17 protein-coding genes, 2 pseudogenes and 1 riboswitch are annotated in these 21193 nt (G+C 71.5%); of the genes and pseudogenes, 16 read left to right on the forward strand and 3 right to left on the reverse strand.

Going from position 1 to position 21193, the window contains the following annotated elements:
• The first annotated feature begins 169 nt into the window (after positions 1-169).
• Both AC07CM_RS23790 and AC07CM_RS23795 read left to right on the forward strand, forming a co-directional pair.
• The gene (locus tag AC07CM_RS23790) at positions 170-889 is read left to right on the forward strand and encodes an HNH endonuclease family protein (RefSeq protein WP_478878458.1); all 720 of its coding nucleotides are present in this window, start codon (positions 170-172) and stop codon (positions 887-889) included.
• Positions 890-959: 70 nt separating this feature from the next.
• A pseudogene (locus AC07CM_RS23795) lies at positions 960-1702 on the forward strand (N-acetyltransferase).
• Between the two features lie 25 nt (positions 1703-1727).
• Here AC07CM_RS23795 and AC07CM_RS23800 read toward each other — a convergent pair.
• Together AC07CM_RS23800 and AC07CM_RS23805 are read right to left on the reverse strand one after the other, a co-directional pair.
• Complete coding sequence (locus AC07CM_RS23800; protein WP_478878459.1) at positions 1728-2480, reverse strand: hypothetical protein; 753 nt, start codon at positions 2478-2480, stop codon at positions 1728-1730.
• 163 nt (positions 2481-2643) lie between these two features.
• The gene (locus AC07CM_RS23805) at positions 2644-3336 is read right to left on the reverse strand and encodes a hypothetical protein (protein ID WP_478878460.1); all 693 of its coding nucleotides are present in this window, start codon (positions 3334-3336) and stop codon (positions 2644-2646) included.
• A gap of 188 nt (positions 3337-3524) precedes the next feature.
• Here AC07CM_RS23805 and AC07CM_RS23810 point away from each other — a divergent pair, with 188 nt between their 5' ends.
• The 7 genes from AC07CM_RS23810 (at position 3525) to AC07CM_RS23840 (ending at position 12410) form a co-directional block, all read left to right on the forward strand.
• Positions 3525-5855, forward strand: coding sequence for an N-6 DNA methylase (locus AC07CM_RS23810; RefSeq protein ID WP_478878461.1), 2331 nt, complete (start codon positions 3525-3527; stop codon positions 5853-5855).
• A 151-nt stretch (positions 5856-6006) separates the two neighbouring features.
• Positions 6007-6651, forward strand: a complete 645-nt coding sequence (locus AC07CM_RS23815; RefSeq protein WP_478878462.1) for a hypothetical protein — start codon at positions 6007-6009, stop codon at positions 6649-6651.
• A gap of 38 nt (positions 6652-6689) precedes the next feature.
• Positions 6690-8183: a protein kinase domain-containing protein gene (locus AC07CM_RS23820; RefSeq protein WP_478878560.1), complete on the forward strand. Its 1494-nt coding sequence runs from the start codon at positions 6690-6692 to the stop codon at positions 8181-8183.
• Positions 8184-8307: 124 nt separating this feature from the next.
• A complete protein-coding gene (locus AC07CM_RS23825; protein WP_478878463.1) occupies positions 8308-9135 on the forward strand; it encodes a glycoside hydrolase domain-containing protein in 828 nt (275 codons plus the stop codon).
• 138 nt (positions 9136-9273) lie between these two features.
• The gene (locus AC07CM_RS23830) at positions 9274-9921 is read left to right on the forward strand and encodes a SurA N-terminal domain-containing protein (RefSeq protein WP_478878464.1); all 648 of its coding nucleotides are present in this window, start codon (positions 9274-9276) and stop codon (positions 9919-9921) included.
• 132 nt (positions 9922-10053) lie between these two features.
• Positions 10054-11127 (forward strand): nucleoside triphosphate pyrophosphohydrolase, encoded by a 1074-nt coding sequence (locus AC07CM_RS23835; RefSeq protein ID WP_478878465.1) that lies wholly within the window; start codon positions 10054-10056, stop codon positions 11125-11127.
• Positions 11124-12410, forward strand: a complete 1287-nt coding sequence (locus AC07CM_RS23840) for a cytochrome P450 family protein (RefSeq protein ID WP_478878466.1) — start codon at positions 11124-11126, stop codon at positions 12408-12410. Before AC07CM_RS23835 ends, AC07CM_RS23840 begins: the two co-directional genes overlap by 4 nt.
• On the opposite strand, the gene AC07CM_RS23845 is transcribed toward AC07CM_RS23840, so the two are convergent.
• The gene (locus AC07CM_RS23845; RefSeq protein WP_478878467.1) at positions 12404-13087 is read right to left on the reverse strand and encodes a DUF899 family protein; all 684 of its coding nucleotides are present in this window, start codon (positions 13085-13087) and stop codon (positions 12404-12406) included. The genes AC07CM_RS23840 and AC07CM_RS23845 overlap by 7 nt on opposite strands.
• Positions 13088-13399: 312 nt before the next feature.
• On the opposite strand from AC07CM_RS23845, the gene AC07CM_RS23850 reads away from it, so the two are divergent.
• The 7 genes and pseudogenes from AC07CM_RS23850 (at position 13400) to AC07CM_RS23880 (ending at position 21129) form a co-directional block, all read left to right on the forward strand.
• Entirely contained in the window at positions 13400-14431 is a 1032-nt protein-coding gene (locus tag AC07CM_RS23850; protein WP_478878468.1) for a transglycosylase family protein, read from the forward strand.
• Between the two features lie 182 nt (positions 14432-14613).
• Positions 14614-14783, forward strand: a riboswitch (cyclic di-AMP (ydaO/yuaA leader).
• Between the two features lie 4 nt (positions 14784-14787).
• Positions 14788-15468 (forward strand): transglycosylase family protein, encoded by a 681-nt coding sequence (locus tag AC07CM_RS23855; RefSeq protein WP_478878469.1) that lies wholly within the window; start codon positions 14788-14790, stop codon positions 15466-15468.
• 345 nt (positions 15469-15813) lie between these two features.
• Positions 15814-17121, forward strand: coding sequence for a phosphopyruvate hydratase (eno, locus tag AC07CM_RS23860; protein ID WP_478878470.1), 1308 nt, complete (start codon positions 15814-15816; stop codon positions 17119-17121).
• A gap of 114 nt (positions 17122-17235) precedes the next feature.
• Positions 17236-17712: an FtsB family cell division protein gene (locus AC07CM_RS23865; RefSeq protein ID WP_478878471.1), complete on the forward strand. Its 477-nt coding sequence runs from the start codon at positions 17236-17238 to the stop codon at positions 17710-17712.
• Between the two features lie 29 nt (positions 17713-17741).
• Positions 17742-18143, forward strand: a pseudogene (locus AC07CM_RS23870) (DUF501 domain-containing protein); the annotation flags it as partial.
• Positions 18144-18347: 204 nt separating this feature from the next.
• Positions 18348-19304, forward strand: a complete 957-nt coding sequence (locus AC07CM_RS23875) for a Ppx/GppA phosphatase family protein (RefSeq protein ID WP_478878561.1) — start codon at positions 18348-18350, stop codon at positions 19302-19304.
• 445 nt (positions 19305-19749) lie between these two features.
• Positions 19750-21129 carry an NAD(P)/FAD-dependent oxidoreductase gene (locus AC07CM_RS23880; protein WP_478878472.1) on the forward strand — a complete coding sequence of 460 codons (1380 nt, stop codon included), beginning with the start codon at positions 19750-19752 and terminating at the stop codon, positions 21127-21129.
• The last annotated feature ends 64 nt before the right edge of the window (positions 21130-21193 follow it).

Raw genomic sequence — 21193 nt, forward strand, 5'->3', positions numbered from 1 at the left:
GCCCGTGGGCTCCGCCGGCACGCCGCCCCATGCCCCAAGTCGGTCCCGGATTGCCCCGGATCACCCCTTTGGGGCCCATCCGGCTGCAGCCGTACGCCCGTTACCGTGGGGGCAGGAACGATCCGCCCGCCACATCAGGGCGGACCAGGGCGAGCGAGGGGGACGCACCGTGACGCGTCTGAGGGGCGGGGCGGTCACCGCGGTGGTCGTCATGACGGTCGCCGTGGCCGGCTGCAAGAACGAGGGGATCACGGGATCCTCCGGTCCGCAGGAGACCGGGCGCGGCGGAGCGGCCGTCGCCGCGGCCGACTCACTGACCGCCAAGGGGCGTGCCCCGAAGACCGGTTACTCCCGCGCCCGCTTCGGCACCGCCTGGGCCGACACCGACTCCAACTCCTGCGACACCCGCGACGACATACTCAAGCGCGACCTGAAGGAGGTGAAGTTCACCGGCGGCACCTGCAAGGTCTCCTACGGCCGGCTGGAACCCGACCCCTACTCCGGCAAGGACATCACCTATCGGCGCGGCCGCAGCCAGGTCGACATCGACCACGTCGTCGCCCTCTCGGACGCCTGGCAGAAGGGCGCCAAGTACTGGGAACCCAGTAAGCGCATAGCCCTGGCCAACGACCCCCTCAACCTCATCGCGGTCGACGCGAGCACCAACCGCGGCAAGGGCGACGGGGACACCGCCACCTGGGTCCCGCCCAACAAGTCCTACCGCTGCACCTATGTGGCCGCCCAGGTGGCCGTGAAGAAGAAGTACGGCCTGTGGGTCACCGCCGCCGAGAAGGCCGCGATGAAGAAGGTCCTCGCCACCTGCCCGGACCAGAAACTCCCCACGGGCGGCAACCCGACCAACGCCCCGGAGCGCTTCCGGGCACACTGAGCCGCCCCCGCGCTCGGCGGCCGGACAATCGGTTCTCCGGGCCGGCCGCGCACCGCATACGGTGGCCGGCATGGACGTGCGTGTTAACAGCCTCGCCGAGCGGCCCGACCGGCTGCCGGCGGTGCTCGCGATGGCCGACGCATGGCCCGAGTTCGTGACCAACGACCCCGTGGGCACCGCCCACTACGGCCGCATCCCCACCGAACTGCCGCAGTACGCGCTGTTCGCCGAGGACGAGCGGGGCGAGATCGTCGCCCACGCCTTCAGCGTGCCCTGCTCCCTCGCCGCCGAGGGCCGGGGCGCCCTGCCCGCCCGCGGCTGGGACCAGATCCTGCTGTGGGCCTTCGCCGACCTGCGCCACGGCACCCCCCCGACACGGTCAGCGCGATCTCCGTCGTCGTCGCCCCGCACGCCCAGGGACACGGCCTGTCCGCCGTCATGCTCTCGGCGATGCGGGACAACGCCCGCGTCCACGGCTCTCGCGAGGTCGTGGCCCCCGTCCGTCCCAGCGCCAAGCACCGCGAACCGCACACCCCTGTGGGCGAGTACGCCCACAGGATCCGCCCCGACGGCCTCCCGCAGGACCCGTGGCTTCGCGTCCACGCCCGCGCCGGAGCCACCATCGACTCCGTCGCGCCGGCCTCCATGACCGTGGGCGCCTCACTGGAGGAGTGGCGCCGCTGGACCGGGCTGCCCTTCGACAGCCCGGGGGACGTCGAGGTGCCCGGCGCGCTGATCCCGGTCCGCTGCGAACCGGAGCGCGGGTACGGCGTCTACGTCGAGCCCAACGTCTGGATGCGCCACCCGCTCTGACCCGCGCGCCGGGCCCCCGCCCGGCTCAGCCGCCCAGGGCGTCCAGGTCGATGACCTTCCCGGAGGGCTTCTGCGCCGGGACCGGCTTCTCGTAGTCGGCGAAGGCCAGGTGCACCGGCTCCTTCGCGCCGGAGGAGCTGTCGACGCGCAGCAGATACGGCTTGCCCTCGGTCGCCACGTACAGCGTGTAGCGGTCCTTGCCGTCCTTCTCGTGCAGGACGATCGCCGGCTTGCCGTCGATGGTGGTGGTCTTCCCGCGAGTGGCGTCCGAGCTGACGTCACCCGCCCCGCCGAGGACGGAGTCCAGATCGCAGAAGCCCGCGATGTCCTTGGCGTCCTGGCCCTTCACCGCCATCTTGGTCCACTTGCCGGCCAGCATCGAGACGGCCGCGTCGGTGTCCGCCTTCGACTCGCCCTCGCTCTGGGCGCGCAGGAACGCCTCGTCGTACTTCATGTAGACGGTGTCCCCGGTCTTGACCAGGTCGGCCTTGCCCTGGCCGCCCATGCTCATCGTGCCGGCGCACTCGCCCCGCTTGTTCAGGGCCATGTCGATGCTGATGGTGCCCTTGCTCTGGTCGTCGGCGACATCGCCCTTCATCCGCAGCGACGAGGCCCCAGTGGTGGCCTTCATCGCGCGGTCGGCGATCCGCCCGCCGCTCAGGCCGGCGAACGGGCCCTTCGGCTTGCTGTCCGCCTTGTCCTGCCCCGGCAGACAGCCGGTGAGCCCCGCGGTGGCCGCGGCGGCGAGACAGAGAGCGGCGATTGCGGTACGGCGCATGGGAGTTCCTTGCTGCGAGAAGTGGAGTGAGAAGTGGGGTGAGAAGCGGAGTGAGCGGTGAGGTGAGTGATGCGGTGAAGTGAGTGATGCGGCGCGGTGAGTGCGTGGCGCGGCGAATCACGTGGCGTGATGTGCCGTGCCCCGCGCCGGGTGACCCGTCGGGTCAGCCCGTCTTCTTCCAGTCGCCGCAGCCGGTCGTCTTGAAGTAGGCGTCCGTGGAGCGGATGGTGACCACGGCCGTGCCGGACGCGTTGTCGTTGGCGATGATCGAGTCGAGCCCGTGCTCGGCGTCCTTGGCGCGCTCCCAGTAGCAGGAGTCGTCCTTGTTCCCGGCCGACCTGTAGGTGCCAGGGGCGATGTCCGTGCCGACCTTGAACATCCCCCCGTCGCCGTCCGCCGAGGAGGCGGGCGTGCCCTTCGCCTTCGGGCCGACGGCCTCCCAGTCGTGGCAGCCGGTCGACTTGAACAGCTTGTCGCCGGCCTTGACGGTCACGTAACTCGTGCCGGTGACGTTGTCGTTGGCGAGGATCGAGTCCGTCTCGCCCGAGGCGTCCTTGGCGCGCTCCCAGTAGCACATGTCGTCGGTGTTGCCGGTGGTGCGGTAGGTGCCGGGCTTGACGTCGGAGCCGACCTGGAAGTCGCCGTCCCCGTCGAAGGCGGCCTTCTTCTTCTCGGCCGCCTTGGCGCCCCCCGTGCCCTTCTTCGCGCCGGGCCGGTGCGCGGCGGAGGCCGCGGAGTCCTTGCCGCTGCCGCCGGAACCGCCCTCCTTGCTGTCGCTGCCGGCGTTCGCCGATACGACCCCGATGACGACGACCCCTACGACGGCGCTCAGCGCGATCTTGCCCTTCATGCCCATGACGGACCCCCTCCGATACGGCGGCCGCCCCCTCCGGCTGACCGCTCGTTCGCTGGGTCAATAAGACCAGAGCCTGTGAACCGAGTCAACACGATTCACATCTTCTAGTGTGTACACGAGCGTGAATGCAGGGATCTTGTGTACGCCGGTATGCTCGGCGCACACACGGGACGAGGGGAGCGGGGCCGGTGCAGGACAACGCGACAGAGGTGACCGCGGCCGGTATCGCGCGGCTCGCCGGAGTGGGCCGTGCCGCGGTCAGCAACTGGCGCCGCCGGCACGCCGATTTCCCCAAACCGGTCGGGGGCACCGAGACCAGTCCGTCCTTCGCGCTCGTCGCGGTCGAGGCGTGGCTGCGCAAGCAGGGCAAGCTCGCCGAGGTCCCGCTGCGCGAACGCGTCTGGCAGCAGCTCGCCGGGCATCCCGAGGGGCCGGTCACCGCCCTGGTGCACGCGGGCTGCGTCCTGCTGCTCATCCACGAGCGCCCCACCGTCTGGCTCGACGTGAGCGCCGGCTCCGACGAGCGGCTGGCCGCGATGCTGCCCGGTGCGCTGGAGCAGGTGCTCACCCCGCGCTTCGGCGCCGCGCCCGGCCGCGCTGTTCACACCGCCCGAGCCGGACACGTCTCATCGGCTGTGAACAGCCCGCTCTCTGTGAACAGCGGTACGGCGGATCACCATCCGGCCCACCCCCAGGCCGCGGGAGCTGTGAACGCCGCGCTGCCCGTGAACACCGAGCAGGCGGCTCACACCCAGCCCCACGCCCAGACGCCCGGGGCCGTGAACACCCCACCCGCTGTGCACAGCCCATCCGCCGTGCACAGCCCATCCGCCGTGCACAGCCCATCCGCCGTGCACAGCCCGCCCCCCGCCGCCGAGTCCGTCTCCGCCGCGCCGGCGGTCCACACCCCGACCGGCCCCCAGCTCCTCCCCTCCGCCCCCCTCCTGCGCGGCGCCGCCGAGCTGGCAGCCGACATGGGGGCGCGGCAGACCTTCGAGTTCCTGCTGGGCCGGCACCTGGACGCCAACCCGCGGCAGTACACGCTCACCCCGGCCGAACTGGCCCGTCTGATGGCCGACCTCGCAGGCCCGGCCCGCACCCTCCTCGACCCGGCCTGCGGCACCGGCGCCCTGCTGCGCGCCGTGGACACCCGCCCCGACCAGGAGCTGTACGCCCAGGACAGCGCAGCCGACCTCGCCGCGCTGACCGCGCTGCGCCTCGCCCTGCAGTCCCGGGCCACCGTGCGCGCAGCCGTCGGCGACACCCTGCGCGGCGACGCCCACCCGCAGCTGCGCGCCGACGCCGTCCTGTGCCACCCGCCGTTCAACGAGCGCAACTGGGGCCACGACGAACTCGCCTACGACCCCCGCTGGGAGTACGGCTTCCCCGCGCGCACCGAGTCCGAGCTGGCCTGGGTACAGCACGCGCTGGCGCGGCTCGCCGACGGCGGCACCGCCGTCCTGCTCATGCCGCCGGCCGCCGCCTCCCGGCGTTCCGGCCGCCGGATCCGCGCCGACCTGCTGCGCCGGGGAGCGCTGCGGGCCGTGGTCGCGCTGCCGGTCGGGGCGGCGCCGCCGTACAACATCCCGCTGCACCTCTGGGTGCTGCGCAGGCCCGACCGGACGCCCGCGGCGCCCGAGGTGCTGCTCGCCGACACCGGGCGGTTCGCGGGCGAGGCGCGCGGCGGCCCGGACTGGCAGGCGGTGCGCGAGGCGGCCCTGGGCACCTGGCGTGCCTTCGAACGCGCGGGGCGGCTGGAGGAGCGCCCGGGGCTGGCGCGTTCCGTGCCGGTCATCGAACTGCTCGACGACGACGTGGACCTCGCGCCCGCCCGCCATCTGCCGCCCCCGGCCGTGGCCGACGGCGTGGAACAGCTCGTGGCGGTGCGCGAGCGCCTCGGCGCGACCCTGCGGCTGACCGCCGACCTCACCCCGCCGCCCGCCGACCCGGTGCCGCCCGCCCGCTGGCCGCTCACCACCGTCGGCGAACTCGCGCGCGGGGGCGCGCTGGTGCTGCGTACCGGCGGAAACGGCGGCCACGCGCGCGTGCCCGCGCTCACCGACCATGACGTGCTCGCCGGAACGGCACCGTCCGGGACGCTTCCGGAGAGCGACGAGGAGGCCGTGCTGACCGAGCCGGGCGACGTCGTCCTCCCGGTGCTCGGCGGCGGTTCGGTGGCGCGCGTGATCGACGACGCGACCGGGGGCGCCGCCCTGGGGCGCAACCTCGTGCTGCTGCGCCCCGACCCCTCGGCGCTCGATCCCTGGTTCCTCGCCGGCTTCCTGCGCGGCACGGCCAACCACCGCCAGGCCAGCAGCTACGCGTCCACGGCCGCCCGCCTGGACGTGCGCCGCCTCCAACTGCCCCGGCTCCCGCTCGACGAACAGCTGCGCTACGGCGCGCGGTTCCGCGCACTCGACGAGTTCGAGCGGGCACTGCGCCGTGCGAGCCGGCTGGGGGAGCAACTCGTGCGCGGGATGTACGACGGGCTCACGGACGGCACCGTCGCGCCTGATTGACCGGAGCGCCCGGACAACGGTTCGGTACAACCTGGACCGGTTGTCCGTGTCGGGCCATATGCTCGAAGCGACCATCGCACGAGTGGTGTTGTCGGCCCGGCGGAGCACACCGGGCGGACACCTACGCCCATTTCAGGCATCAGGAGCAAGCATGCAGGGCCACGGCTACGCCCAGCCGGTGAAGCAGCCGCCGCACCCCGCGTGGCTCGTCTTCCTGCGCGTGCTGTTCGTCGCGGTCGGAGTCTTCAGCATCGGCTTCCTGACCTGGGTGATCCTGCTGCGGCTGGCCGTCGTGACGCGCAAGTCCCTGGACTGGGGCCTGTTCGTGGCGGTGCTGGCGGCCGACATCCTCAGCATCGTGCTGCTGGGCAGCGAGCCCGGCGACGAGATCCACACCCCGGGCGGCTACCTGGGCCTGGCCCTGCTCCTCGGCACCCTGGCCGTCGCGGTCGTGTACTACCTCGTGGCGGACAGCCGGCACTTCCAGGGGCTCCGGCAGGCGTACGGGGGCGGCCCGACGGTGTCCGGGTACGGATATCCGCGGCCTCAGTCACCGTTCACCGCGACGACCGTGCCGCAGAACCCCGCGCCCGTGCAGTCCCCGCCCGCCACGCCCCCGCCCGTCACGCCCCCGGTGGCGCACACGCCCGTACCGCAGCCCCCGCCGCCCCGGCGCCCGGCGCCCGCCCGGATCGACCAGGTGCGCGCCGAGCTGGACGAGCTGAGCGACTACCTGCGCAAGCACGACGGCCCCCATGACGGCCGTCAGGACGCCGGCCACGAGGGCGGACGGTGACCGTGGCGACAGGACGTGTCGTCGCCGGCCGCTACGAACTGTCCACCCTCATCGGCCAGGGCGGCATGGGCCAGGTCTGGACGGCGTACGACCAGCGGCTCGACCGGCGCGTGGCCGTGAAGCTGCTGCGCCCCGACAAGGTGGCCGGGCAGGAGGCGGACGAGTTGCGCCGCCGCTTCGTGCGCGAGTGCCGGGTGACCGCTCAGGTCGACCATCCGGGCCTGGTCACGGTGCACGACGCGGGCAGCGAGGGCGAGGAGTTGTTCCTCGTCATGCAGTACGTCGACGGCGCCGACCTCTCCGACCACCTCGCCGAACACGACCCGTACCCGTGGCAGTGGGCGGTCGCGGTGGCCGCGCAGCTGTGCGCCGTGCTGAGCGCCGTGCACGCCGTACCGATCGTGCACCGCGACCTCAAGCCGCGGAACGTGATGGTCAAGCAGGACGGCACGGTCACCGTCCTCGACCTGGGCGTCGCCTCCGTGATGGACACCGACACCACGCGGCTGACCCACACCGGCTCACCGATCGGCTCGCCCGCCTACATGGCGCCCGAGCAGGCGATGGGCGGCGCGGTCGGCCCGTACACCGATCTGTACGCGCTCGGCGTGCTGCTGCACGAACTGCTCAGCGGGGACGTGCCGTTCGCCGGTTCCACGGCGCTCGGCGTGCTGCACCGGCACCTGTACGAGCCGCCGCTGCCCGTGCGCCGCATCCGGCCCGAGGTACCCGAGGCGCTCGAGGCGCTCGTGCTGCGCCTGCTCGCCAAGGACCCGCAGCACCGGCCGGCCTCGGCGCAGGAGGTGTACGAGCACCTCGCGCTGCTTCTGCCCGCGCGCGGGATGCCGACCGGGGCGCCACTGGACCCCACGCGCCCCTTCCTCCGCCCGCACGCCCCCTGGCCGGACCGCGCCCGGACGCCCGCGCCCCAGCCCGCCCCCGTCGCGCCCGCGCCGGCGGTGACCGAGAAGCCCGACGTCGCCGCCGCCGTGGACGAGGTCAAGCGGCTCCTCGGGGAGGGGCGTATCACCCAGGCCGTGGACATACTCGGGGCGATCCTGCCCGCCGCGGCCGAACAGCACGGCGAGCACTCCCCGGTGGTGCGCACCCTGCGCAAGCAGTACGCGGCCACCCTCATGGACGACGGCCAGTACCGGCGCGCGCTGCCCGAACTGCGCCGCCTCGCCGACGAGCGCGCCGCCGAGGCGGGCCAGGCCGACCCGCAGTCCCTGCGCTTCCGCTACGAGGCCGCCCAGTGCCTGGAGCAGCTCGGGGAACCGGCGGCGGCACTCGCCGAGTACCGGGCGCTGCTGCCGTACTACGAGAACCAGTACGTCTCCGGCGACCCGCAGCTCGCCCACGACGTCCGGCGCCGCATCGGCCACCTGCTGCTCGCCCTCGGCGACCGCCCCGCCGCCCACGACACGCTCGCGCGGCTGCTGATGGACGTGGAGCGCTTCCACGGTCCCGGCCACCCGCTGGCCGCGGAGATCCGCCGCACCCTGCAGTGGCTGGGGCAGGTGCGCGGCTAGATTTTGCTGTTCCCTGGGGGATTCTTGTGATCTTCACGGGGTTGGGTTTCCCGAAGGCAGGAACGGCGCCGGATAGGTTGCGCTTCGTTTTCGCCACGGCACGCACGAGCAGGGGTGGGGTTTCATGTCCGGCCATCGGCAGTCGAAGAAGCGCAGGTACGTCACGTGGGCGGTGGCCGGGGCGGCCGTCGTCGCCGGCGCCGGCATCGCGGCGCAGACCTCCATGGCCGCCACCACCTGGCCCGCGCAGAAGACGTTCACCGGCCGTGCCTTCGACACCTGCACCGCGCCCTCCCAGTCCACGATGAAGGCTTGGCACACCGGCTTCTACGGCGCCGCCGCGGTCTACGTGGGCGGCAAGAACCGCGGTTGCGGCCAGCCCAACCTCACCGCGTCCTGGGTCAAGTACGTCACGGGCCTCGGCTGGAAGCTGATCCCGATCTACGTCGGCGCCCAGCCGCCCTGCCAGTCCGGCTCCAACCCGGAGAAGCTGACCGCCTCCACCGCGGCCTCCCTCGGCGCGACGGACGCCGCCGACGCCGTGGCCAAGGCCTCCGCCCTCGGCATGAAGGCGGGCAGCGCGATCTACCTGGACATGGAGGCGTACGACATCACGAACAAGTCGTGCAACGACGCCGTGCTGACGTACGTGCGCGCCTTCGACAAGGGGCTGCACGCCAAGACGTACCGCGCGGGCTACTACGGCTTCAGCAGCTCCAGCGCCAAGGCCGTCGCCACCGCCACCGACAAGACGGACCTGCCGGGCAACCTCTGGTACGCGCTGTGGGACAAGAACAACACCACCACCACGGACTGGCCGTGGGGCTCCACCCAGTTCACCGGCCACAGCCGGGCACACCAGTACATGGTCAACAGCAAGGAGTCGCACGGCGGCGTCACGCTCACCGTCGACCGTGACGCGTGGGACGCCCCGGTGGCCATCACCGGCTGACCGGAGCGGGGCGGCCCGACGGTGCCCGAAGCGCGCGTGAATCGTTGGTCGAATGGGTTGGCCGCAGGCTGCCGACTGCCTACCATCGATCACCGCAAGACTTTGTGCACCGTCGCACAATCTCCCTTGGAGGTTTCCTTGCACCGCCGCCGTCGCACCGCGCTCCTCCTCTCCGCCGCGATCGCCGCCGCGGCCCCCCTCCTCACCGCCTGCGGAAACGAAGCGCACCCGGGTGCGGCGGCCGTCGTGGGAGGGCAGCGGATCACGGTCGCCCAGCTGGAGAGCCGGGTCGACGAGGTGCGCGCGGCGCAGCGGGCCGCGGTGCCGGACGAGACCCAGTACCAGCAGGTCGTCGCCTCCACCGGCAGCCTCACCCGCGACACCCTGCACAACATGGTCCTGGACCGGGTGCTGCACCGCGCCGCGCAGGACGCGGGGATCACGGTCACCCGCAAGGAGGTCCTGCAGATGCGCGCCGGCCTGGAGCAGCAGGCCGGCGGCGCCAAGGGACTGCAGACCGCGTGGCTGCAGAAGTACGGGATCGCGCCCAAGCGCCTGGACGACAACCTCCGCCTCCAGCTGGAGGCCCAGAAGCTCGCCGCGAAGCTGGGCACCGACACCAGCAGGCCCGCCTTCTGGAAGGCCCTGTCCCAGGCGTCCGGTGAACTCCGCATCGACCTCAACCCGCGCTACGGCTCCTGGGACGTGCAGAAGAGCAGCCGGGTGGACGCCGGGACGCCCTGGGTGCGTGAGGTCACGGCGGGAACGCAGCAGCAGACGACGTGACGGGCGGTGCGGGGGGTGCCGTAACGGTACGGCGGAGGCCGCCGAAAGGCCGCCGGTCATAAGATCGCACGGCACCCTCACCCCTGTGGACAACCGATCCCGCCCGTCCGCGGAGTGGGTTACGTTCGGACCGTGAACGCAACCAGCCCCGAAGCCGCCCCCGGCCGCATCGTCCTGCTCACCACCAGCCACCGTGTCGCGCCCGGCCTGCTGTCCTGGCCCGCCTGGCAGGCGCTGCGCGCCGCCGACGCCGTGCTGTGCGCGGACGGCGCGCACCCGCAGCTGCCGTATCTGCGGGAGGCCGGGATATCCGTGGCGGAGGCGTCCCCCACCGCACGGGAGCTGGTCGACGCCTGCGCCGGCGGGCGGACGGCGGTGGTCGTGGCCACGGGCGAGGGAGAGCCGGCCCTCACCGACGGTCTGGCCCGCCTGGCCGGCTCCGGCAGGGTGCGCATGCCGGAGCTGGAGCTGCTGCCCGCCTCCTACGACCTGCCCGGCGCCCGCCTCCTCGACCTCGTCCAGGTCATGGACCGCATCCGCGCCGAATGCCCCTGGTCCTCCCGGCAGACCCACAAGGGCCTGGCCAAGTACGGCATCGAGGAGGCGTACGAACTGGTCGAGGCGATCGAGGCCGGCGACCGCGAGGAGTTGCGGGAGGAACTGGGCGACGTCCTGCTCCAGGTCGTCTTCCACTCCCGCATCGCCGAGGAGGACCCGGACGAGCCGTTCTCCATCGATGACGTGGCCGGCGGCATCGTCGCCAAGCTGATCCACCGCCACCCCCATGTCTTCGGCGAGGAGACGGCCGAGACTCCGGAGGACGTCAAGGAGCACTGGCTGCGCACCAAGGCCGAGGAGAAGCGGCGCACCTCGGTCACCGAGGGCGTCCCCCTCGGCCAGCCCGGCCTCGCCCTGACCGCCAAACTCGCCTCCCGCGCCCGCACGGCGAACCTGGACGTGCCCCTGCCCCAGGGCGAGGGCATCGGCTACGAACTGCTGGCACTGGCGGTCCGCGCCGAGACGGAGGGCGTGGACCCGGAGGCGGCACTGCGGGCGGCGGCTCGGGCGTACCGGGATGCGGTGCGGGCTGCTGAGGGGCTGCCCGGTCAGAACCGTTGCCTCGACGGGCGGGTGGGTGTTTCCGGAGACGCTTCCCCGCCACCCCGGCGCACCCGTGCCGACGAGCCGGATACCGTCGAGGAGTGACCGACCAGCCCCACCCTCCGACCGCCCCCGAGCTCTTCACCTGGGAGTTCGCCACCGACCCCTACCCCGCCTACGCCTGGCTGCGCGAGCACGCGCCCGTGCACCGGACGCGGCTGCCGAGTGGGGTGGAGGCCTGGCTGGTCACCCGGTACGCCGATGCCAAGCAGGCGCTGGCCGACCAGCGGCTGAGCAAGAACCCGGCGCATCACGACGAACCCGCGCACGCCAAGGGGAAGACCGGTATCCCGGGCGAGCGCAAGGCCGAGCTGATGACGCACCTGCTGAACATCGACCCGCCGGACCACACCCGCCTGCGCCGGCTGGTCAGCAAGGCGTTCACGCCCCGCAGGGTCGCCGAGTTCGCGCCCAGGGTGCAGGAGCTGACCGACCACCTCATCGACCGGTTCGCCGGGACCGGCTCGGCCGACCTCATCCACGACTTCGCCTTCCCGCTCCCCATCTACGCCATCTGTGACCTGCTCGGCGTCCCGCGCGAGGACCAGGACGACTTCCGGGACTGGGCCGGCATGATGATCCGGCACGGGGGAGGACCGCGCGGCGGGGTCGCGCGGTCCGTGAAGAAGATGCGCGGCTACCTCGCCGAACTCATCCACCGCAAGCGCGCGGAGCTGCCCGACACCCCGACGGCCGGTGAGGACCTGATCTCCGGTCTCATCCGGGCCTCCGACCACGGCGAGCACCTCACCGAGAACGAGGCCGCGGCCATGGCCTTCATCCTGCTGTTCGCCGGGTTCGAGACGACCGTCAACCTGATCGGCAACGGAACGTACGCCCTGCTCACGCACCCCGAGCAGCGCCACCGGCTGCAGGGCTCCCTGGCCCGCGGCGAACGCGGCCTCCTGGAGACCGGTGTCGAGGAACTCCTGCGCTACGACGGCCCGGTGGAACTGGCCACCTGGCGGTTCGCCACCCGGCCGCTCACCATCGGCGGACAGGACATCGCGGCCGGGGACCCGGTGCTCGTCGTCCTCGCCGCCGCCGACCGGGACCCGGAGCGGTTCGCCGACCCGGACGTGCTGGACCTGTCCCGGCGGGACAACCAGCACCTCGGGTACGGCCACGGCATCCACTACTGCCTCGGCGCCCCGCTCGCCCGTCTGGAGGGCCAGACCGCGCTCGCCACCCTTCTCACCCGCCTCCCCGACCTGCGGCTCGCGGCGGACCCGGCCGAGCTGCGCTGGCGCGGCGGCCTCATCATGCGCGGACTGCGCACGCTGCCAGTGGAGTTCACGCCGGTGGGCGGCGCCGCCGGTGGTCAGTAGTCCAGCGCCGCGAACCAGTCGCCACGGCCGCCCGGCGTCAGATCGAGGAGGTGCCAGACGGGGTTGAGCAGGTCGATGCCACGCTGGTCGATGTCCTCGGCCATGCGCGGGTGGGCGGAGTAGAAGTGGCGGACGGTGCCGTCGGCGTCCCGGGTGAAGACGGAGACGGTGGAGTCCTGCACGCCGTCCTCGTCCTCGCTGCCCAGGTCGTACTTGAAGGTGTTCTCCCCACAGCTCAGCAGGCGCAGCCGGGACCAGCCGCGGTCACGGGCGTGCCGGCGCAGGGCGGGCGGGTCCGCGGCCGCGGCGACGGCGAGGTCGGCGTTCCGGGCGAGGTGGCGGGCGACCCCGTTGAAGCCGTCGATCCACAGCGTGCACATCGGGCACGGGTCGGTCTGCCGCTTGCCGTACATCAGGTGGTAGACGATCAGCGGTCGGTCCGGGCCGGTGAACAGCTCGCTCAGGCAGACCTCGTGGACCGGGGTGTCGCCGGCGTCGAGGCCGGCGGGCCCTTCGAGGAAGACGTAGTCATCGACCCCGGGGCCCAGGGGAAGGGCCCGCCGCCGGACCGCGACCTCCTCGCGGTGCCGCATGAGGTCGATTTCGGCCCGGCGGAGTTCTTCACGGGCGGCGAGATAGTCCTCGGACTCGCCGGGCAGTCGGGTGTGCCGCAACATCGCTTCCTCCTGGCTGGGAACCCCCCTCAGGTCGTTTCGCGTCCATGGTTCCGGTTGCCCTTCGCGCCCGTCGGGAGACACCGCCGTGCCCTACGGGTGACAGCGCGAATGACCGTATAAGCGACAGCGAGGGACAAGCCGGAAGTAGTGCTGTCACAGGCAGAGATGACAAGCGTTCAACTCTGTGATCTTCACGTGATCTGTGCGGCATTAACTTGTGACAAGTGATCGTCTGCCGCTACGTTCACCCATCAGCGCGGCGTCGAGCCCCACCCGCCGCGCCGCTCCCGCTGTCGCACGAAAGGTTTCCGCATGCTCTCCGGGAACGGTCGTCACCGTCGCCCCCGTCAGGCTCCGGCTCTCCTCGTCGCGGCCGGAGTGACCGGCTCCGCCATCGCCATCCCGCTGCTCGGCGCCGCGAGCGCCAACGCGGCCGACGGAACCACGTGGGACAAGGTGGCCGAGTGCGAGAGCGGCGGCTCCTGGAGCGCCGACACGGGCAACGGCTACTACGGCGGTCTGCAGATATCCCAGGACGACTGGGACAAGTACGGCGGCGGTCAGTACGCGTTCAGCGCCGACCAGGCCAGCCGCTCGCAGCAGATCGCCGTCGCCGAGAAGATCCTCGCCGACCAGGGCACCACTCCCTGGGCCACCTGTGCCCTGCTGTCCGGTCTGACCTCCAACTCCGGCTCCGTGGACGTCGACACGGGCGTCGGCGGCTCCGGCAAGGGCAACTCCGGCAAGGACTCCTCGGACTCCGGTGACTCCTCCGGGTCCACGGATGCGTCCGGATCGGCCGGTACATCCGACTCGTCCGGCCTGCCGGATTCGTCGTCCTCGTCCGACTCCTCCTCGGATACGGCGACTACGCCCTCCCCCGGCGCGAGCAAGGACTCCGACTCCTCCGGCTCCGGCAAGAAGAACGAAGCCCCCAAGTCCGACAAATCCGCATCGCCGGACTCCGGGAGCGCGCAGGGGAGCGGGTCCGGTGTCACGGATCCCGCAACGGATGACTCGGACAATTCGTGGCAGACCGGCGGCTCTTGGAGTCTGGTCGACACCGGCTCCCTCAGCAGTGGCGGACGCCACCGCGGCGGCGGCGCGGACGAAAGCGTGACAAACGGTCAGAACGCCACTTCTTCGGGCCGGCACGCCTCCCGTGACGAGAGCACCTACACGGTCCGCGAGGGGGACACGCTCGCCTCCATCGCCGACTCCCTTGACGTCGACGGCGGATGGCACGCGCTCTACGCCCACAACAAGAAGGCCGTCGGCTCCGACCCGAACCACATCGCAGCCGGTCAGACCCTGGAAGTCGGTACCGAAACGGGCGATAAGTAGCGCGAGTTGACGCCCCGCTTCACGCCTAATGTCCGTTTTGGCGAAAGTGTGGGATGAGTCTCAGAAGCCCTGATCGTCTTTGAAATTCCGCCGAACGCATGTCTACGGTCGGGACCGCTCGTCACCACGAGCCCCGGCAGTCGCAACGCCGAATCCTGCCAGCGGTTGCCCGGGAACAGTCGTCGCGTCATGCGCCGCAGGCAGGAGCGGGGGACCCAAGGTAAGTGCCGGGCCCAGCAGTTGAGGCTGGATCCGGCTAGGGGTGAAGCCGTGCCTCCCCAGGGGGTGCGGCCGGGCAACTCAACCGGCCCGAACCCGACAGCTCACCTCGCAGGCGTCGGTGAGGGGATCGATCCATGCTGTTTTCCGGCAAGGGCAAGCACCGTCGTCCGTCCAAGGCCACCCGTGCCATCGCGCTCGCCGGTGTCACCGGCGCCGTCGTCGCCGCCCCGCTGATGGCGGCCGGCAGCGCCTCCGCCGCCACCTCCGCGGAGTGGGACAAGGTCGCCCAGTGCGAGTCCGGCGGCAACTGGTCCATCAACACCGGCAACGGCTACTACGGCGGTCTGCAGTTCTCCGCCTCCACCTGGGCCGCGTACGGCGGCACGCAGTACGCCGCCACCGCCGACAAGGCCACCAAGGCGCAGCAGATCCAGATCGCCGAGAAGGTCCTCGCCGCCCAGGGCAAGGGCGCCTGGCCGGTCTGCGGCACGGGCCTGTCCAGCACCCCCTACTCCGGTGGCTCCGCCTCCACGAGCGCGAGCGACAGCACCGCCACCCGCTCCACCGACCAGCAGGCCGCCACCCGCTCCACCACGCGCACGGCCCCGTCGGCGAGCAAGACCGTCACCACCCCGACCGGCAAGAAGGTCAAGAAGGGCGACGGCGAGTACAAGGTCGTCAAGGGCGACACCCTCAGCACCATCGCCGACAAGCACCACGTGCAGGGCGGCTGGAAGAAGCTGTTCGAGCTGAACAAGGACATCGTCCAGGACGCCGACCTCATCTACCCGGGCCAGCAGCTGCACCTGAAGTGACACCTGGTTCCCGCCCGGACCACAGCGCTCTCACATCACGGGCCCGCACACTGAGGGCCTCGTGAGGGTCGTCCCCCGTCCCCACGGGCTCCCCGCCCCGGCGCGTTTTCCCCCGAACGCGCCGGGGCGGGGTTCTTTGTTTCCCCGCTCTTCGCGCGGACCTCACCGACACCCCTCTTTGTTCCGCGCGTGAACAATGGGTACGGTCTCCCTGTCCGTCCTTGTCTCTCGCTGTCTTCCTCTGTCCACGGGACGGTCGGTCGGTGGCCGACGCCCCCGGGACGGTTAGGCTCTAGTCGCAAGGCACACCAGCCCCGCACAACCAGCGTCACATCCACGAAGGAGATGCTCGTGCCGTCCATCGACGTCGTCGTAGCCCGGGAAATCCTGGACTCCCGAGGCAACCCCACGGTCGAGGTCGAGGTCGGCCTCGACGACGGCAGCACGGGTCGTGCCGCCGTTCCGTCCGGCGCCTCCACCGGCGCCTTCGAGGCCATCGAGCTCCGCGACGGCGACCCCAACCGCTACCAGGGCAAGGGCGTCGAGAAGGCCGTCCTCGCCGTCATCGAGCAGATCGGCCCGGAGCTGGTCGGCTACGACGCCACCGAGCAGCGCCTGATCGACCAGGCCATGTTCGACCTGGACGCCACCGACAACAAGGGCTCCCTCGGCGCCAACGCCATCCTCGGCGTCTCCCTCGCCGTCGCGCACGCCGCCTCCGAGGCCAGCGACCTCCCCCTCTTCCGCTACCTGGGCGGCCCGAACGCGCACCTGCTGCCGGTGCCGATGATGAACATCCTGAACGGCGGCTCGCACGCCGACTCCAACGTGGACATCCAGGAGTTCATGATCGCCCCGATCGGCGCGGAGTCCTTCTCCGAGGCCCTGCGCTGGGGCACCGAGGTCTACCACACGCTGAAGAAGGTCCTGAAGAACAAGGGCCTGTCCACCGGCCTCGGCGACGAGGGCGGCTTCGCCCCGAACCTCGGCTCCAACCGTGAGGCCCTCGACCTCATCCTCGAGGCCGTCAAGGAGGCCGGCTACGCCCCCGGCCAGCAGATCGCCCTCGCGCTCGACGTGGCCGCCTCCGAGTTCTACAAGGACGGCAAGTACCTCTTCGAGGGCAAGGAGCGCTCCGCCGCCGAGATGACGGAGTACTACGAGGAGCTCGTGGCGGCCTACCCGCTCGTCTCCATCGAGGACCCGCTGTTCGAGGACGACTGGGCCGGCTGGAAGGTCATCACCGACCGTCTCGGCGACAAGGTCCAGCTGGTCGGCGACGACCTGTTCGTCACCAACCCCGAGCGCCTCGCCCGCGGCATCGAGGAGGGCACCGCCAACGCCCTGCTGGTGAAGGTGAACCAGATCGGTTCGCTGACCGAGACCCTGGACGCCGTCGAGCTGGCCCAGCGCAACGGCTTCAAGTGCATGATGTCCCACCGCTCCGGCGAGACCGAGGACGTCACCATCGCCGACCTCGCCGTCGCCACCAACTGCGGCCAGATCAAGACCGGCGCCCCGGCCCGCTCCGAGCGCGTCGCCAAGTACAACCAGCTGCTGCGCATCGAGGAGATCCTCGACGACGCGGCGGTCTACGCCGGCCGCAGCGCGTTCCCGCGCTTCCGCGGCAGCATCGAGGTCTCCAAGGGCTGACCTCCACCGGGCTAAGTCCTAGCCAGTCGTACGTACGTCCCCGCACCCGGTCCCGTACCGTGTCCGGGGACGTACGCACGTGTGAGGCAACCGGCAAGGGGAGGCGAGAGCCAGATGGCCGTGAAGGACCGGGACCGTTTCTCCACCGCGACCAGGCTGCGACTGCTCGGCGAGCAGACCGCGGCCCGGGTCTACCGTTCCCAGACCAAGCGGCAGGCCCGCCGCTCCCGGCTCACCGGCCGCGCCGCGCTGCTCGCGCTGGTGCTGTGCTCGCTGATCGTCGCCCTCGCCTATCCGATGCGGCAGTACGTCTCCCAGCGCGCCGAGATCGCCGACCAGCAGCGCCGGCAGGAGCAGGCCCGCAAGCGCGTCGAGCAGCTGCGCGACCTGAAGGCGCGCTGGCAGGACGACGCCTACGCCGAGCAGCAGATCCGGCGCCGGCTGCACTACGTGATGCCCGGGGAGACCGGGTACGTCGTGATCGACCCGGGCGCGGCCAAGCAGTCCCGCGCCGACCTCGGGGCCGCCCACCGGCCCTGGTACGCGAACGTCTGGGACGGGGTCGACAAGTCCGACGCCTCCGACCAGTGAACCGACAGAAAGCCACCCTGAAAGCAGTCATGGAAACGCCTCCGCCGCCCACTCCGCGCACCGAGCCCACCGACGCGGACGTCGAGGCCTTCAAGCAGCAGCTCGGCCGCCCGCCGCGGGGCCTGCGGGCCATCGCGCACCGCTGCCCCTGCGGTCAGCCGGACGTCGTGGAGACGGCGCCCCGCCTGCCCGACGGCACGCCCTTCCCGACGACGTACTACCTGACGTGCCCGCGCGCCGCCTCGGCGATCGGCACGCTGGAGGCGAACGGCGTCATGAAGGAGATGACCGAGCGGCTGGGCAAGGACCCCGAGCTGGCCGCCGCCTACCGGGCCGCGCACGAGGACTACATCCGGCGCCGGGACGAGATCGAGGTCCTGGAGGGCTTCCCGAGCGCGGGCGGCATGCCGGACCGGGTGAAGTGCCTGCACGTGCTGGTGGGCCACTCGCTGGCCGCGGGACCGGGCGTGAACCCCCTCGGCGACGAGGCGATCGCCATGTTGCCGGAGTGGTGGCGCAAGGGGCCCTGCGTGCAGCCGCTCGAGGCGCCCGACCCGGCGGACGAGCACCCCGGCGAGGAGGGCGCGATCCTCGACCCCACGGAGGTCCGCAGCGGTTTCTTCGCGACCAGGCCGATGGTCCCGCCCGGCTTCACCCGGGTCGCCGCCGTCGACTGCGGCACGAACTCCATCCGGCTGCTCGTCGCAGACGTCAACCCGGCCACGGGTGAACTCCTGGAGCTGGACCGGCGCATGACGATCGTGCGGCTCGGCCAGGACGTGGACCGCACCGGCCGGCTGGCCCCCGAGGCGCTGGAGCGGACCTTCACCGCGTGCCGCGAGTACGCCGGGGTGATCCGTGAACTCGGCGCCGGCAAGGTGCGGTTCGTCGCCACCTCCGCCTCCCGCGACGCCGAGAACCGGGACGACTTCGTGCGCGGGGTCGTGGACATCCTCGGTGTCGAGCCCGAGGTCATCAGCGGCGACCGGGAGGCCGAGTTCTCCTTCACGGGAGCGACCAGGGAACTCAAGGGCCGCGAGGACCTCGCCCGGCCCTACCTGGTCGTGGACATCGGCGGCGGCTCCACCGAGTTCGTCGTCGGCGACGACCACGTGCGGGCCGCGCGGTCGGTGAACGTCGGCTGTGTGCGGATGACCGAACGGCACCTGGTGCACGACGGCAAGGTGAGCGACCCGCCCACCGAGGAGCTGATCGCCGCCATGCGGGCGGACATCGAGGCCGCCCTGGACCTCGCCGAGGAGACCGTCCCGCTGCGCGAGGCGCGCACCCTGGTCGGCCTCGCCGGCTCGGTGACCACCGTGTCCGCGATCGCCCAGGACCTGCCCGAGTACGACTCCGCCCGCATCCACCACTCCCGCGTCTCCCGCGACCGCGTCCGGGAGATCACCGAGCGGCTGCTGCGCTCCACGCACGCCGAGCGTGCGGTGATCCGGTCCATGCATCCCGGCCGGGTCGACGTCATCGGCGCGGGCGCCCTCGTCCTGCTCGCGATCATGGAGCGGACCGGGGCCGAGGAGGTCGTCGTCAGCGAGCACGACATCCTCGACGGCATCGCGTGGTCGGTGGCGTAGCTCTCTTTTGTTACTGATCGGTAGTCATCGACTGAGCAGGTCGGATAACGTCTGAGCGGGACCGAGAGGCCCCTCGAGGGCCCCTCGGTGACGGTCGGTCCGGAAACTTCGTGAAGTTCTTCACAAGGAATTCCGCCTCGTGGAACCGTGAAACGGGGCCGATTGGCCCTTCCGGGAGCTCCGGGGCCGTTTGAACATGTTCAGACGGTAGGCGGGGGAGGGGCCTGGAAGGGGGTGCTCCACGGGTGTTGCGAGGTGCTCACAACCGCCCGGGTCGCCCAGAGAGGCAGCTCACGCGGCCTTGACAACGGGTCAGACCGCCCGCGGGTTCCCCGGCGCCACCATGACCTGCGTCACGCGGGTCGCGGAGTTTAGCACAGGCCCTGCCGGAGCTTGTGAAGGGGCGCACGAGCAGCCCTCCTTGGGCGGGTGGATACTCGATGGCATGAGCACCACGGAGCGTCCCAGGATCCTCGTAGTAGGCGGTGGGTACGTAGGCCTGTACGCAGCTCGGCGCATTCTCAAGAAGATGCGCTACGGAGAGGCGACCGTCACGGTCGTCGACCCCCGGTCGTACATGACCTACCAGCCCTTCCTCCCCGAAGCCGCCGCCGGCAACATCTCCCCTCGCCACGTCGTCGTCCCGCTGCGACGCGTGCTGCCGAAGGCGGAGGTCCTCACCGGCCGGGTCACCACCATCGACCAGGACCGCAAGGTCGCCACGATCGCCCCGCTGGTGGGCGAGGCGTACGAGCTGCCCTTCGACTACCTGGTCATCGCGATGGGCGCGGTCTCCCGCACCTTCCCGATCCCCGGCCTCGCCGAGCAGGGCATCGGCATGAAGGGCATCGAGGAGTCCATCGGCCTGCGCAACCACGTCCTCGAGCAGCTCGACAAGGCCGACTCCACGACCGACGAGGAGATCCGCCGCAAGGCGCTCACCTTCGTCTTCATCGGCGGTGGCTTCGCGGGTGCGGAGACCATCGGCGAGGTCGAGGACATGGCCCGGGACGCGGCCAGGTACTACAAGAACGTGTCCCGCGAGGACATGCGGTTCGTCCTCGTCGACGCCGCCGACAAGATCCTTCCCGAGGTCGGCCCGAAGCTCGGCCAGTACGGCAGGGAGCACCTGGAGAGCCGGGGCGTGGAGATCTACCTCTCCACCTCCATGGACTCCTGCGTCGACGGCCACGTCGTGCTGAAGAACGGCCTCGAGGTCGACTCCAACACGATCGTCTGGACCGCCGGCGTCAAGCCGAACCCGGCCCTCGCCCGCTTCGGCCTGCCCCTCGGCCCCCGCGGCCACGTCGACTGCGAGCCGACCCTCCAGGTCAAGGGCACGGACTACATCTGGGCCGCCGGCGACAACGCCCAGGTCCCGGACCTCGTCGGCCGCAAGGCGGGCAACGAGAACGCCTGGTGCCCGCCGAACGCCCAGCACGCGCTGCGTCAGGCCAAGGTCCTCGGCGACAACGTGATCTCCGGTCTGCGGGGCTTCCCGCAGAAGGAGTACGAGCACGCCAACAAGGGTGCGGTCGCCGGTCTCGGCCTGCACAAGGGCGTCGCGATGATCGTCATGGGCAAGGTGAAGATCAAGCTCAAGGGCCGCCTCGCCTGGTACATGCACCGTGGCTACCACGGCATGGCGATGCCGACCTTCAACCGCAAGATCCGCGTCTTCGCCGACTGGACCCTCGGCATGTTCCTCAAGCGCGAGGTCGTCTCCCTCGGCGCGATGGAGAACCCGCGCGAGGAGTTCTACGAGGCCGCCAAGCCCGCGCCGGTCGCCGCCGCGAAGACCGAGGAGAAGGCCAAGGCCTCCTGACCCCAGGTCCACCCCGGCCAACCCGAAGGGGCCGCCCGCCATCCGTGGTGCGGGCGGCCCCTTC

The sequence above is a fragment of the Streptomyces sp. NPDC044061 genome, from assembly GCF_056434305.1.

What these genes read in the sequence shown, in the direction of transcription:
- AC07CM_RS23800 (WP_478878459.1), bottom strand. Translation starts at nt 2,480, where the DNA reads ATGCGCCGTACCGCAATCGCCGCTCTCTGTCTCGCCGCCGCGGCCACC.
- AC07CM_RS23805 (WP_478878460.1), bottom strand. Translation starts at nt 3,336, where the DNA reads ATGGGCATGAAGGGCAAGATCGCGCTGAGCGCCGTCGTAGGGGTCGTC.
- AC07CM_RS23815 (WP_478878462.1), top strand. Translation starts at nt 6,007, where the DNA reads ATGCAGGGCCACGGCTACGCCCAGCCGGTGAAGCAGCCGCCGCACCCC.
- AC07CM_RS23825 (WP_478878463.1), top strand. Translation starts at nt 8,308, where the DNA reads ATGTCCGGCCATCGGCAGTCGAAGAAGCGCAGGTACGTCACGTGGGCG.
- AC07CM_RS23845 (WP_478878467.1), bottom strand. Translation starts at nt 13,087, where the DNA reads ATGTTGCGGCACACCCGACTGCCCGGCGAGTCCGAGGACTATCTCGCC.
- AC07CM_RS23850 (WP_478878468.1), top strand. Translation starts at nt 13,400, where the DNA reads ATGCTCTCCGGGAACGGTCGTCACCGTCGCCCCCGTCAGGCTCCGGCT.
- AC07CM_RS23855 (WP_478878469.1), top strand. Translation starts at nt 14,788, where the DNA reads ATGCTGTTTTCCGGCAAGGGCAAGCACCGTCGTCCGTCCAAGGCCACC.
- eno (WP_478878470.1), top strand. Translation starts at nt 15,814, where the DNA reads ATGCTCGTGCCGTCCATCGACGTCGTCGTAGCCCGGGAAATCCTGGAC.
- AC07CM_RS23865 (WP_478878471.1), top strand. Translation starts at nt 17,236, where the DNA reads ATGGCCGTGAAGGACCGGGACCGTTTCTCCACCGCGACCAGGCTGCGA.
- AC07CM_RS23875 (WP_478878561.1), top strand. Translation starts at nt 18,348, where the DNA reads ATGGTCCCGCCCGGCTTCACCCGGGTCGCCGCCGTCGACTGCGGCACG.
- AC07CM_RS23880 (WP_478878472.1), top strand. Translation starts at nt 19,750, where the DNA reads ATGAGCACCACGGAGCGTCCCAGGATCCTCGTAGTAGGCGGTGGGTAC.